The following is a 14,414-nucleotide window of genomic DNA, read 5'->3' on the forward strand; positions in this document are numbered from 1 at the left end:
GATTATCAGATTATAAATAAATCCTGTAGAGTAAATTCGGGAAGGTACCGAGCTGTTTGACGTAGCCCGTGGAGCCGGGTTTGGTTTTGTCATAATACTCTGTTAACCTGCTGTCATTGTCCGGTACCGTGCCCCTGATGGCCAGCCCGATGTGGCTGACGGTAATCAGAAATATGAGTTTTTTTAAAAGCTTTTTCATAAATAAGTGTTTTAGGATAAATCAGTCTGAAAGAAACGCAAAGGTACCCCTTCGGTTTTTGTCCCGCGTTGACTTAAGTTAAGAAATGAAAAAGCCTCGCTTATAACGATTTCCTTGCAACACAGCGGCCGGCCCTGAGTATTTTCAGATGATTTGTTTTATCTTTGAATGTCTCCGGTTGAGATGATTTATGTAATGCTGTAGAAAAGCCTTTTCCGGGAGTAATGATGATGAAACAAAAACTGGTCGATTATTTTTCTAAAATTATACCGCTTACTGACGAAGAAGCCGGGGCAATCCTGGAAAGCATCGTGACCAAGACATTTAAAAAGGGCGATATTCTGCTCAGGGAAGGACAGGTTTCCACGGAAGTTTATTTTGTGCTGGAAGGATGCGTGAGACAATATTATCTGAAAGAAGGAGAGGAGGTTACCAATGGTTTTTTTACGGAAGAGCAGTGGGTGATATCCATCAACAGCTTATCTCAGAAGGTTCCGGCAGATCATTACTGGGTATGCAGTGAAGATACTACTGTGGTGATAGGCAATGAACAGAAAGAAAACGACCTGTACTGCCGTTTTCCGAGATTTGAGACGATCTCACGGAAGGTGATGGAAAAGGTATTCGGTGAGCAGCAGAAGCTAAACGTTTCCTATTTTACCGCTACTCCCGAAGAACGGTACCTGAGACTGATGAACACCAGACCGGACCTGTTCCAGAGGATACCGCAGTATCAGATAGCCAGTTACATAGGTGTTAAACCCGAATCATTGAGCCGGATAAGAAGAAGGATACGCTGAAGCAGTTTTCCAGCGTCTTCAGATGCACCGGAAGGCGTAATGAGGTCTCTGACCTATGGCTGTTTTGGTATCCTGAATAGCAATATCTCACCTCACGAGCTCTAAATTGGAGCCCTGACCCTCCAAATCCGGGCTTCGGAGCTCCAATTGATTCATTTGCTTCCGGGTTACTTTTTTATCATCATCATCTGATAATACTGGATGATGAGGCGATTTTCATGTCGGCGTATTTCCACGCTTTGTCAAAATCGGATCTGGCCGATTGTGCTCCTTTGTCATTTTTCTGAAGAGCCAGCGAATTGTATAACCCGATCAGTGCCCAGCCGTTTTTCCTCCATGTTCGCAGATCTTCCTGGTATACTTTTTCTGCTTCACTGTATTTCCCGGCTTTAAGATATACTGCTCCCAGATGATGCCTGACGGAGAAAAACCAGTCCGGCGGTTCATTGTAATTGAGAAGGTCTTCAATCGCAACCGCCTGTTTAAGCAAGGTGATAGATTGTTCAAGGTTGTTTTGTCTTGCCGCTACACCTGCTGCCAGTACTTTCGAGGCAATCTGCACAAGGTCGGCCGTGGTGTTGATGCCCCAGATGGTCAGCTGCTGCAGCGTGGTATCTGTCGCTAATCTGTTGAGGGTGTTCAGTTCCAGTTTGGCATTCGGCAGATCATCTTTGCCCAGGTAAGCCATCCCTCTGGCGTAGTGCCATACCGCCTGCGGATACACGAGGTCCTTCGGTGGAGGTGGCAGCGAAAACAATGCATCCCACATCGATAATTTTGCCCCTACATAATACGGGATAGTATAATAGTGCTGCAACGTGCCCCATTCGGGCAGGTGCATAATGTCTTTTGCCGTATGTTTTTGTAATTCGATGGCCGCTTTCCACGCCAATGCCGAATTACCTTCCAGGGTAGCCGTGGCAGTTAAAAAATGATAATTATGAGGATAATAACTCAAAGGATAAATGCCCTGAGCGTGACAGGCTGTGGTATACAGGCTGTCTGCTTCTACAGCCCTGATATTGGAAAGCGTGCCAAGGTGATAGTCACCCGTGTTAATATAAATATGTGAGGGCATGTGTAGCAGGTGTCCTGATCCCGGTACCAGGGTGTCCAGTAATTTTGCACTCGCCAGGGCTCTTTCAGGAGTCGCGGAGGCTTCGAGAGCGTGTATATAAAAATGGTGGGAACCGGGATGTCTGGGATTGGTCTTCATCAGGTGTTCCAATACCGACGTCAGATCCGGGGTCCAGGGCCTGGGCTTTTTTGTTTCCTTATCATATAAATCCCAGGGGTGGAGGTCCATCATGGCTTCAGCATAAAGTGCACCGATATCCGGGTCGGAAGGAAACTGAGCATACACTTTTTTCATCGCCTCAGAATAGGCTACGTCCAGTGCACTGCGGTCTTCGGGTGGGTTGGCAGCATAGCGGACTGTCAACGCATTGATCAGTGCCTTTTCTTTTGGTGTACAGTTCTTTGAAAGGGATTTTGCTTTGACAACGGCATCGTAGGCCCGTTGAAAGTTGTCTTTTTCCATGCCGCCGTTATAGTTGGGTCCCAGCACATAAGCATAGCCCCAGTAGGCCATGGCACAGGAGGAATCCAGCCGGGTAGCTTCAAAAAACGACCTTGCTGCTTCTGCATGGTTGAAGCCGTAAGCCAGCATTAATCCCTGGTTAAAATAGTATTGCACTTCTTCATTACCTGTTGAGATTTTGAAGTCAAGGCCTTCCAGACCTTTGAATTTCGGGGCTTTTTTGCCGGAGGTGTACCAGTCCTGATCGGTAGTGACGGTGTTATAGCATCCGGTAATCTGGGATTCTTTTTCTTTGGCTTCTTTTTTCGGGGTACAGGCAAAGAGTAATAAAATGGAAAGTGAGGTAAAAATCCTGGCCATGGCAATAATCCGGTTTATTCATGTTACTAAAAACTCGCACGGCGTTTCGGCGGCCCGGTGAAACAAGGGAACAGGAATGAGAACTTTGATCAGGCTGGCAAAACGGCTTAACTCTCACTAAATTAGGGAAATAAAAGCAAAAATCAAGTGTTTTGATGGTAAAAGCACAAAAAAACAAGAGGCTGAAGGCGATTTTCTTTAAGCAGATGTTGCCTGATGATGAGGTCTTAAACAAAAATTGCCCCAAACCAGTGGAGCAATTTTGCAATTTTCTCATTATTCAATCTATTACCCCGTCCCTTTCGGAATTCAGGGCATCTAACCACCTGATTAATTTCAGATTGAGAAGCGACTCTCAAAATGTGATAATCCAGTATTTTCTAACCCGCGTCCAAGGGTTCTTTTTTTATATGATTCTGCAACAAAAGTGAATACCCCTGTTGATGTTTTCACTTATTTTTTCATTGTACAATCGATTGCACATTTAAATAATGCAATTTTTCATCCTTTTAACATGAAACAAGGGTTCTTAATACTTATACCTGTATTTGACCTGAAGTGAATCTATTATCTATTCGTGTATTGCCCAAATAACAAAGTGTCAATTTTACACAATTTAAAGCATGAAAACTACCGGATACCTTTCCGGTAGTTTTTATATCGGTAATTTTAAGAATTTTTTTAATGCCGGCGTGTCAATGACAGCGTTTCAGTTAAGCAGTCATAAAAGAAGTCTGAGGGGGATATTACGGAGGAGTTTCACAGAAAAGTACAATTGAACTCCGGAGCGGAGAGGTTTGTGACAGTATACTTCAGAGTATAAGCTTCATAGAGCTTTCCCTGATCAATATTTCACTTTGTATAATCTCTTCTTTTAAGTCTGTCGCACTACTTCCCTTGTGCAGAAGAAAGTCAAAGTAAATCTGTGCGGCTTGTTTGCCGAGAGCTTTACTTCTCTGATCCACGGATGAAAGAGAAGGTTCGATGATCGGGGTGAATTCTTCGTTGGCAAAACCAAAGATCCCGAGGTTTTCAGGTACCTTTATGCCTAAATCTCTCGCAACATGCCAGACACCCAGCGACTGGTGGTCTGAGGTGGTGAAGAAAGCATCCGGCGGGTGGCTTACCGACATTAATTCCCGGGCAGCTTCCGTAGCTTTTTCCTGTGAGAGGACATCGTCAATAATAAAATTTTCAGGTATCTGTAAATCATATTCCTCTATAGCCTGGATATAGCCTTCCTTCCGTCTCCTGAAAGTGGTAAGATGGCTGGGGCCTCCCAGAAAGGCGATTCTGCGGTAACCTTGTTCAATCAGGAGCCTGGCAATGCTGTAGGAAACTTCCTTGTTGTCATTAAGAACCTTGTAGCTGTTTACCTCATCCATGCACCTGTCAAACTGGATCAGATCAATATTGTGTTTTCTGATGTTTTCCAGATGTGATACGGACTGTGTTTCAGCGGATACGGAGATCATGATGCAATTCACTCCCTGGTGGATAAGGGTATCTATGGCTTTACACTCCTGGGAGAAAGACTCATGCGACTGGCAGATGATCAGGCTGTAATTGTTTTTAAAGCACACTTCTTCAATGCCGGCGATGGCTTCTGAGAAAAAATACCGGTTGATATGCGGGACAATAACCCCGATAGTATTGGAAGAGCCCTGACGCAGGTTAGCGGCCTGCGAATTGTGTTTGTAATTCAGCTCCTGTGCTTTTTTCTTTACCCTGTCTATGACTTTTTTATTAATAGAAGGGTGATCATTCAAAGCCCTTGAAATGTATGAGGGTGAAATGTCCAGCTCCCTGGCCAGATCATAAATGGTGATTCTCTTTCGGCTCATGTAAGCGGTTTGTCCTGGAACGGAATTCCTAAAGTGGCTATCTTTGGAAACGACCTGATGCTATCTGTTGAATAATACACCAAATATAAGATGTTTTGAGAATATTTACCCGATATATTTAATATAAATACCCGCATAAAGGTATTTAAAGCGTAACTGAATTAGCTGTTTTCCGGTCAGTTTGAATCTGATTTGAGTAAAAGCGGCCTCAGCACCGGGTGAGAAATTACAAGGCCTTCAAATTTGTAATTATTTATGTATTATATATTAATTATTGTATTTATATTTGTGTTTAATTGACACATATTAATTTGTTACTTAAACGTCCGGATCATCATCAATATTGGCCGGAAACGGAGGAGGTTTCTTTCACTATTTATAGAAAATAAAGATGAAAGCATTGGTTTGTAATCAACCTGGTGAGTTCGAATATAGTATTAAAGCCAGGCCTGAGCTTGATAAGGGAAAAGCTATTATTAAAATAAAGCGTATCGGAATCTGCGGAACAGATTTGCATGCCTACGAGGGGACCCAGCCTTTTTTTACTTATCCCAGGATATTGGGTCATGAGCTTTCGGGCTTACTGGTAGACTTTGACGGGGTTCAGGGGTTTAACGGCGGCGAGGCTGTTACTTTTTTGCCGTATTTCAATTGTGGTGAATGTGTAGCCTGCAGGGCAGGAAAGCCTAATTGCTGTACTCAGATTCAGGTATGTGGTGTGCATGTGGACGGTGGGATGACGGAGTATATTGCTGTGCCATCTTCTTCTTTAGTACATGGTGAAGGGCTGAGTTATGACGAACTGGCACTTGTGGAGCCTCTGGCTATCGGAGCTCATGGCGTGAAAAGGGCAGATATAAAAAACGGGGAATTTGTACTTGTGATAGGTGCAGGTCCCATAGGCCTGGGCACCATGGAATTTGTGAGGATTGCCGGAGGAAAAACCATTGCGATGGATGTGAACGAACATCGTCTGCAGTTTTGCCGGGAAAACCTGGATGTGCGTCATACCGTAAATGCCGGGTCCGAAAATGTAACGGAGCAACTGATGCAAATAACCAATGGTGATATGCCTACAGTTATCATTGATGCAACGGGCAACCTCAATGCCATAAACAATGCTTTTCAATACATGGCCCATGGGGCAAGGTATGTTCTGGTCGGACTTCAGAAAGGAGATATCTCATTTGCACATCCTGAATTTCATAAGAGGGAAGGCACCTTAATGAGTAGCCGGAATGCTACGCGACAGGACTTTGAACATGTCATAAGCTGCCTGAAGAAGAAAAAAATAGACCCGACAAAATACATTACCCACAGGGTGAAGTTTGATGAAGTCAAGCACGAATTTGAAAACTGGCTTAACCCTGAAAATGGTGTGATCAAGGCCATGATTGAGATGCCGAATTCGCCTATATAATTTTTGTATTCAATTATTCAATCGATTGTAAATAACGATACGAAGGCTTGCATTTAGATTTAGCCAAACTAACCGGGGCTACAGGACTGCAATAAAAATTAAAAAACAACCCGACCTTAAAATTAATTGTATGAGAAAAACTATCTTTTTTTGTCTTCTTCTGACTTCTGCAGCTTGTTTTGGTCAAGAGAGCAAAAGACTGAAGCTTTGGTACACACAGCCTGCAGGTCAGACCTGGGAAAATGCACTTCCGATAGGCAACGGCCGGCAAGGGGCCATGATTTATGGTAATGTCGAAAAAGAGGTGATCCAGCTGAATGAGCATACTGTGTGGAGTGGTGGGCCTAACCGGAATGATAACCCTGCTGCATTGGCTTCTTTGCCTGAAATCCGGAAACTGATTTTTGATGGGAAACACAAAGAGGCGGAAACGCTGGCCAATAAGACCATCATCACCAAAAAATCCCATGGACAAATGTTTCAGCCGGTAGGCCATCTTAACCTGACTTTTACAGGGCATGAAAATTTTACTGATTATTACCGTGAACTGGACATAGAGAAAGCGATCAGTAAAACAACTTATAAGGTCAACGGGGTCACTTATACCCGTGAAGCCATTGCTTCTTTTGGCGACAGGGTAATTGTCGTGAAAATTTCCTCAAGTAAACCCGGGAGTGTCTCTTTCTCTGCTCACTATAGCTCCGCTCAGCGAAACAAAGCTTATGCCGTAAGCCCGTCCGGAGACCTTACCATCTCAGGGACGACCAGTGACCACGAAGGCGTAAAAAGCCAGATCAGGTTTAAGGGAATGACACGGATTAAAACGGAAGGGGGGAAAGTAAGTACTACAGATACCTCATTGAATGTTTCGGGAGCCGATGCTGCTTTTTTGTTTATCTCTATCGCTACGAACTTCAATAATTACCACGATGTCAGCGGGGATGAAAAAAAGAGGGCAAATGACTTTCTTGATAAATCTTCCGGAAAGAAATATGCTGCTATTCTCAGTGCTCATATTGCCGGGTACCAAAAATACTTTAACAGGGTGAAAATCGACCTGGGGAATACGACGGCCGCTGATTTGCCTACGGACCAGCGTCTGAAAAACTTCAGAACTGCTGATGACCCGGCACTGGTTTCACTTTACTATCAGTATGGCAGATACCTGCTGATTTCCTCTTCGCAGCCCGGCGGACAGGCTGCCAACCTGCAGGGAATCTGGAACAGCCGGATCAATCCTCCGTGGGACAGTAAGTACACCATTAATATCAATGCCCAGATGAATTACTGGCCGGCCGAGAAAACCAATCTCCCGGAACTACACGAGCCTTTCCTTCAATTGATCAAGGAACTGTCAGAAACAGGCCGGGAAACAGCCAGGGAAATGTACGGAGCAAGAGGCTGGATGGCCCATCATAATACAGACATCTGGCGTGCCACCGGAGCAATCGACGGGGCTTTCTGGGGAATGTGGACAGGTGGCGGAGGCTGGTTAAGCCAGCATTTATGGGAACATTACCTTTATAACGGGGATAAAAATTATTTAACGTCTGTTTATCCCGCCATTAAAGGGGCGGCTCTCTTTTATGTGGATTTCCTGGTTGAACATCCGCAATACAAATGGCTCGTAGTGAATCCGGGCAGTTCACCTGAAAACGCCCCGAAAATCCATGGCGGCTCTTCGCTTGATGCCGGAACTACCATGGACAACCAGATTGTATACGACGCCTTCAGCACAGCCATCCGGGCTGCAGGAATACTCGGGAAAGATGCGGGTTTTGCAGATACATTGAAACAATGGAGAAGCCGTCTGCCTCCAATGCACATCGGGCAGCATAATCAGCTACAGGAATGGCTCGATGATGTGGATGACCCCGAGGATCATCACCGACACGTATCCCACCTTTACGGCTTGTATCCATCCAATCAGATTTCGGCATACAATACCCCGGAATTATTTGCCGCCAGTCGCAACACCCTGATTCAGCGTGGGGATGTGTCTACCGGCTGGAGCATGGGGTGGAAAGTAAACTGGTGGGCAAAAATGCAGGACGGAAACCACGCCTATCGGCTGATCCAGAACCAGCTTACACCTCTTGGGGTGAATCCTGGTGGCGGAGGTACTTACAATAACCTGTTTGATGCCCATCCGCCTTTTCAGATAGACGGCAATTTTGGTTGTACTTCCGGGATCACTGAAATGCTCATGCAGAGTTCTGACGGAGCGATTCACCTGCTTCCCGCCCTTCCTGACGCCTGGCCTTCCGGTAGTATCACAGGGCTGCGGGCCATTGGCGGTTTTGAGATCGTCGAGATGCAGTGGAAGCAATCCAAACTGGTAAAACTCGTGGTAAAATCCAATCTGGGAGGAAATCTGAGGTTACGCCTGCCGAATGCATTGAAACAAACAAACGGTTCGGGTATTAAAATGGCCAAAGGAACTAACACCAACCCTTTTTATTATACCGAAAAAACATCCGCCCCGGTCATATCAGACAAATCAACCATCAAGCCGCTGCAGTTAAAAGAAACAGTGCTGGTGGACGTGGAAACTGCTAAAGGGAAATTATACACATTTATTTCAAAATGATTTTTTTAACACCTAATGATTTCAGAAATGAGAAATTCTAAAGTTAAAACATGGCTGGTATGTCTGGTCACCATGATCGCAGTACAGGCAGCTTACTCCCAGACAACCATTACCAATCCCATACTGACAGGTTTTTACCCTGACCCGAGCATAGTCAAGGTGGGGCCTGATTATTATCTCGTTAATTCAACGTTCTCTTATTTTCCCGGGCTGCCTGTTATGCACAGCAAAGACCTGAAAAACTGGAAGCAGATTGGAAACGTGATAGACCGCCCTTCCCAGATGGATTTTATGGGTGAAAGGATAACGAGGGGTTTATTTGCTCCGGCTATCAGCTATTACAAAGGTGTTTTTTATGTGACCTGTACGGATATAGACCACGACGGGAATTTTGTCGTAACGGCCACCAATCCGGCCGGGCCGTGGAGCAACCCTGTTAAAATACCACAGGTGAGAGGCATTGACCCATCCATTTATTTTGACGAGGAAGAAGACAAAGCGTATATCATTTATAACAGTGATGCACCTGATTATAAGCCCCTCTATTCCGGGCACAGGACGATCAGGATGTATGAGTTTGATTACAAGACACTCAAGGTCAAAGGTGAAGAAAAACAACTGGTGAACGGGGGAGTAGATCTTTCCAAAAAGCCGGTGTGGATTGAAGGACCGCATATTTTCAAAAGAAACAACTGGTATTATCTGTATGCTGCAGAGGGTGGAACTTCAGTAAACCACTCAGAGGTAATACTCAGGAGCAAATCAATTTGGGGACCCTATGTGCCTTATGAAGGCAACCCGATTCTGACACAGAGAGATTTGCCTGCCGACAGAAAACATCCCATAACGTCAGCCGGTCATGCCCAGTTTGTGGAAGGTCCTGACGGTAAAATGTATTCTATTTTCCTGGCGGTAAGGCCTTACGAAGGCGATTTTTACAACACAGGCCGTGAAACATTTATTGCTCCTGTGGAATGGATAGGCGATTGGCCTATGATAGAACACGGCGAGAAAGCACTTCCGTATACCTATAATACCCAGATTAAAGAGGTCAAACAAAAGGGAGCTTTGCCTCATTCAGGTAATTTTCAATATACCATGTTATTTGATAAAGGCCTCGATCTCTCAATGCTGTTTATGAGGACCGTCGACAGCAGTTCTTTCTCGGTTTCCAAGAAAAAAGGACTTACTTTGAAACTGAAGCCTGAAACCATTTCTGAACTCGGGAATCCTTCCTTCATCGGGAAACGTCAGCAACATCTGTACAGCGTAGCTGAAACGGAGCTTGATTTCACCGCCAATTCCCCTGCCGAAAAGGCGGGTCTGGTAGCTTTCCAGGATGAGCGTCATTTCTATTTTATTGCCAGAACAAAGAATAATGAGGGCAAGGATGTAATCCAGCTGCTGAAAAGTAAGCCAAAGGAAAAGTCAATGGAGGTACTTGCGGAGTTTCCACTAGGCCCGAAAACAGGCAAGGTAGGCCTGCGGATCAAATCAGAAGGAGATGCGTACAGCTTTTATTATACCACAGATTCCAAAAAATGGATTGTGCTGAAAGAAAAAGAGGATGGTAAATTTCTGAGTACAAAAGTAGCGGGAGGATTTACAGGCTCACTGTATGGGATGTATGCTACTTCTTCGGGCGAAAAGGCCGGCGGAGAAGCTTCGTTCAGGTATTTGAAATACAGCGGGAATGATCCTATGTATAAGTAACTACCCGGATATTTTTACAGCATATGAAATCATTGAAAGCGAAACTGTTACCTATAATATTGTTTATTGTCCTGGGTGTACGGGCCTCAGCACAGATGCAGACGTTTGGACTGCAGGAGGTACGGCTTACAGCAGGAAATTTTAAAAATGCCGGTGAGGTTGACAGGAAATATATCCTGGCACTAAACCCTGACCGGTTGCTGGCTCCCTATCTCATTGATGCGGGCTTGCCTGTAAGAAGCAACCGCTACGGCAACTGGGAAAGTATCGGTCTTGACGGGCATATCGGCGGACATTATTTGTCCGCGTTGTCCATGATGTATGCTTCTACCGGAGATGCGGAGTTAAAAAGACGCCTGGATTATATGGTTGGTGAACTGGCCCGTTGCCAGGAAAAGAACGGGAATGGTTACGTAGGCGGTATCCCGCAGGGAAAAGTATTCTGGGAACGCATCCGTAAAGGAGACATTGACGGAAGCAGTTTCGGGCTCAATAATACCTGGGTGCCTTTGTATAATATTCATAAGCTTTTTGCGGGTTTACATGATGCCTGGCAATACACAGGGAATCAGCAGGCCAGGACAGTGCTGATCGGACTCGGCAACTGGTTTAATGACCTGATTGAACCGCTTTCGCAAGACCAGATCCAGCAGGTTCTACGTACTGAGCATGGAGGTATGAACGAAGTGTTCGCTGACTTGTATGTACTTACCAGGGACAAAAAGTTTCTTGATGCCGCTCAGAAATTGAGTCACAAAGCCATTCTCGAGCCATTGCTTCTGAAACAGGACCGCCTTACCGGCCTTCATGCCAATACGCAGATCCCTAAGGTAATCGGATTTGAAAAAACTGCCCTGTTAACCGGGAATAAAGCCTGGTCTGAGGCGGCAAGATACTTCTGGTATAATGTTTCCCATACCCGCAGTGTGGCTTTCGGAGGTAATAGTGTGCGTGAGCACTTTAACCCGGTTAATGATTTCGGACAGATGATAAAGTCGAATCAGGGGCCTGAAACCTGCAATTCGTACAACATGCTGCGGTTGACCAGGGCTTTGTTTCTTGATAATAATGATGTGAGCTATCTCGATTATTATGAACGCACGCTTTACAATCACATTCTTTCGAGTCAGCATCCTGAAAAGGGGGGCTTTGTTTATTTCACGCCTATCCGCCCTAATCATTACAGGGTTTATTCGCAGCCGGAAACCAGCATGTGGTGCTGTGTCGGTTCAGGAATTGAGAATCATGCCAAATATGGTGAACTGATCTACAGCCATTCGTCAGAGGATATTTTTGTCAATCTTTTCATTCCTTCAGTGCTTAACTGGAAAGACAAGGGAGTTCAGCTGACCCAGAAGACGGATTTTCCCTATAAAAATGAGACAGAAATAGTCCTGAGCCTGAAAAAGGCAAAAACATTTACATTTAATATCCGTCGTCCGGAGTGGGCAGAAAGCTTTGAAATCTTCGTGAACGGGAAAATTCAGGCCATTGAAAGTAAACCTTCGTCCTATATTCCCCTGCATAGAAAATGGAAAACCGGTGACACCATATCGATCAGGTTTAAGACCACCACCCGCCTGGAATATCTTCCCGACAAGTCAAACTGGGCGGCTTTTGTGCATGGTCCGATTGTACTGGCAGCCAAAACCTCTGTTAAAAACCTGGACGGGCTTTTTGCAGACGACAGCCGGATGGGGCATGAAGCGGGCGGCAGGTTGTACCCTCTGAATGAAGCCCACGCTTTAGTAGGGAAACCTTCTTCCTATGTTTCACGACTTGATCCGTCTGGTCCGCTTCAGTTCAGGTTAGATTCGCTGACACTGCAGCCGTTTTTTGAGATTCATGAGGCCAGGTACCAGATGTATTTCCAGACCTACAGCCCGGAGGAATATCAGGCCCGGAAAGCCGCTCTTAAACAAGAAGAGGCAGCGGCACTGGCACTGGAATCCCGTACCCTGGATAAAGTGAATTGCGGTGAACAGCAACCTGAAGTGGATCACCTTTACAGGGGTGAAAAAAGTGTAAGCGGTAGTGACGAAGGCCTTTTCTGGAGGATGACCCGCTCTTATATAGCCTATCAGTTCCGGAACAAAAATCAGGAAGGTAAATGGATGGAAATAAGTGTCTTGGACAATCTGAAGCCTGATGCCATTAAGGTGGAAATCAATGGCGGTCCGGCAGACATTATTTTATCAGCAGATAAAATGATCAGGATAAAAATTGAAGGTATGGAAGTAATTGACCTGAAAATTACAGCTCTTAACGGATCTGTTTCGCCGCGTTTTCACCAGATCAGAATCTTAAAGAATTAATCTTTTCCAAAGCTAAATGAAAAATAAAATCTTAATCATTACTTCCGGGTTCTTCCGGTCCCTGGTCTTCATTTTTTTAGCGGCCACAAGTGTAAAGGCTCAAAAAAATGATGGTGTGTCTCCGCAGCAAAAGCAAGCCCGTAATCCAGTCATATTCGCTGATGTGCCTGATATCGCTATTATCCGTGTGGGCAAAACCTATTATATGAGCAGCACCACCATGCACATGAGTCCTGGGCTGCCGGTCATGAAATCTCAGGACCTGGTTAACTGGCAAATGGTGAGCTATGCTTACGACACCCTGGCTGATGTAGACGCTCTGAACCTGAGCAATGGTAAAAGCACCTATGGACGAGGGTCATGGGCCAGCAGTTTTCGTTATCATAAAGGGAAGTTTTATTTGACGACTTTTGCTCAGACTACGGGCAAAACCTATGTTTTTACTACTGATAACGTAGAAAAAGGGCCATGGAAAGAAGTCTCATTTAAGCCGTCCTATCATGATCATACCCTGTTTTTTGACGATGATGGCCGCGTGTACATGATTTATGGTGCGGGGAAACTTAAAATGATAGAACTCAATGAAGATCTTTCGGGGATAAAGCCCGGAACAAGTGAAACTGTACTTATCGAAAACGCCAGTACGCCATCAGGAACACAGGGCGGGCTGCCTGCTGAAGGTTCACAATTGTTTAAAGTGAATGGGAAATACTATCTGTTTAATATTTCTTGGCCGCGGGGGGGAATGCGTACCGTGTTGATCCACCGGGCCGACAAAATCACAGGCCCCTGGGAAGGCAGGGTGGCTCTTCAGGACCTGGGAGTAGCCCAGGGAGGGTTGATCGACACGCCGGATGGCAAATGGTTTGCCTATCTTTTCAGAGATTACGGTGGTGTGGGTCGTATCCCTTACCTCGTACCCGTGGTCTGGAAAGACGGCTGGCCGGTGTTGGGAGAAAACGGTAAGGTGCCTGAATCGCTTGATCTGCCTGTCGGGAAAGGATTGATTCCCGGTATTGTAGCCTCTGACGAATTTAACAGGAAGAAGAAGGAAAAGGAACTGCCGCTAGTCTGGCAATGGAATCACAATCCGGATAACAGCCTGTGGTCAGTCAGGGAAAGGCCGGGTTTTATGCGTCTCAAAACAGGCAGAACTGATACCTCTTTTGTGATGGCCAGGAATACACTGACACAGCGGACCATCGGGCCCGAAAGTTCGGCCAGCACTCTTGTTGATGTTACTAAAATGAAAGCAGGCGATTTTGCAGGTTTGTGCCTGCTGCAGAAAAACTTCGGACAGGTAGGAGTGAAGGTAGGTAACGGCACTAAATCTATTGTTATGGTCAGTGCAAACACCGGAAAACCTGTAGAGATTTCTACGATACCACTGAATCAGAACACAGTGTATTTTAAGGCAGAGTGTAACTTTAAGGATCGAAAAGACACTGGCCGTTTCTTTTACAGCCTGGACGGCAAAACCTGGGTGTTCATCGGTGAACCGCTTAAAATGCCTTACACCATTCCTCATTTTATGGGGTATCGTTTTGGATTATTCAACTACGCCACCCAAAATACAGGCGGACATGCCGACTTTGATTATTTCCGGATAGAAGACAGAATTTCTGAAAATTAA

9 protein-coding genes are annotated in these 14,414 nt (G+C 45.3%); 6 read left to right on the forward strand and 3 right to left on the reverse strand.

The annotated features are described in order from the left end of the window. Nucleotides 1-10 precede the first annotated feature (10 nt). Complete coding sequence (locus GVN16_RS22705; RefSeq protein ID WP_166566258.1) at nt 11-199, reverse strand: hypothetical protein; 189 nt, start codon at nt 197-199, stop codon at nt 11-13. A 224-nt stretch (nt 200-423) separates the two neighbouring features. On the opposite strand from GVN16_RS22705, the gene GVN16_RS22710 reads away from it, so the two are divergent. Beyond that, nucleotides 424-999: a Crp/Fnr family transcriptional regulator gene (locus GVN16_RS22710; RefSeq protein ID WP_229244315.1), complete on the forward strand. Its 576-nt coding sequence runs from the start codon at nt 424-426 to the stop codon at nt 997-999. Between the two features lie 184 nt (nt 1,000-1,183). Here GVN16_RS22710 and GVN16_RS22715 read toward each other — a convergent pair whose 3' ends face one another. Beyond that, nucleotides 1,184-2,899: a tetratricopeptide repeat protein gene (locus tag GVN16_RS22715; RefSeq protein ID WP_166566259.1), complete on the reverse strand. Its 1,716-nt coding sequence runs from the start codon at nt 2,897-2,899 to the stop codon at nt 1,184-1,186. A gap of 812 nt (nt 2,900-3,711) precedes the next feature. Next, a complete protein-coding gene (locus GVN16_RS22720; RefSeq protein ID WP_166566260.1) occupies nt 3,712-4,743 on the reverse strand; it encodes a LacI family DNA-binding transcriptional regulator in 1,032 nt (343 codons plus the stop codon). A 391-nt stretch (nt 4,744-5,134) separates the two neighbouring features. Here GVN16_RS22720 and GVN16_RS22725 point away from each other — a divergent pair, with 391 nt between their 5' ends. From GVN16_RS22725 to GVN16_RS22745, 5 genes are all read left to right on the forward strand, one after another. After that, nucleotides 5,135-6,163: a zinc-binding alcohol dehydrogenase family protein gene (locus GVN16_RS22725; RefSeq protein WP_166566261.1), complete on the forward strand. Its 1,029-nt coding sequence runs from the start codon at nt 5,135-5,137 to the stop codon at nt 6,161-6,163. Nucleotides 6,164-6,293: 130 nt separating this feature from the next. Continuing rightward, entirely contained in the window at nt 6,294-8,753 is a 2,460-nt protein-coding gene (locus GVN16_RS22730; RefSeq protein ID WP_166566262.1) for a glycosyl hydrolase family 95 catalytic domain-containing protein, read from the forward strand. Nucleotides 8,754-8,780: 27 nt separating this feature from the next. Continuing rightward, nucleotides 8,781-10,466 carry a glycoside hydrolase family 43 protein gene (locus GVN16_RS22735; protein ID WP_166566263.1) on the forward strand — a complete coding sequence of 562 codons (1,686 nt, stop codon included), beginning with the start codon at nt 8,781-8,783 and terminating at the stop codon, nt 10,464-10,466. Nucleotides 10,467-10,489: 23 nt separating this feature from the next. Then, nucleotides 10,490-12,781, forward strand: coding sequence for a glycoside hydrolase family 127 protein (locus tag GVN16_RS22740; protein WP_229244317.1), 2,292 nt, complete (start codon nt 10,490-10,492; stop codon nt 12,779-12,781). A gap of 16 nt (nt 12,782-12,797) precedes the next feature. Beyond that, nucleotides 12,798-14,414 carry a glycoside hydrolase 43 family protein gene (locus tag GVN16_RS22745; protein WP_166566264.1) on the forward strand — a complete coding sequence of 539 codons (1,617 nt, stop codon included), beginning with the start codon at nt 12,798-12,800 and terminating at the stop codon, nt 14,412-14,414.

The organism is Emticicia sp. CRIBPO (assembly GCF_009905725.1).
Classification (GTDB): domain Bacteria; phylum Bacteroidota; class Bacteroidia; order Cytophagales; family Spirosomataceae; genus Leadbetterella.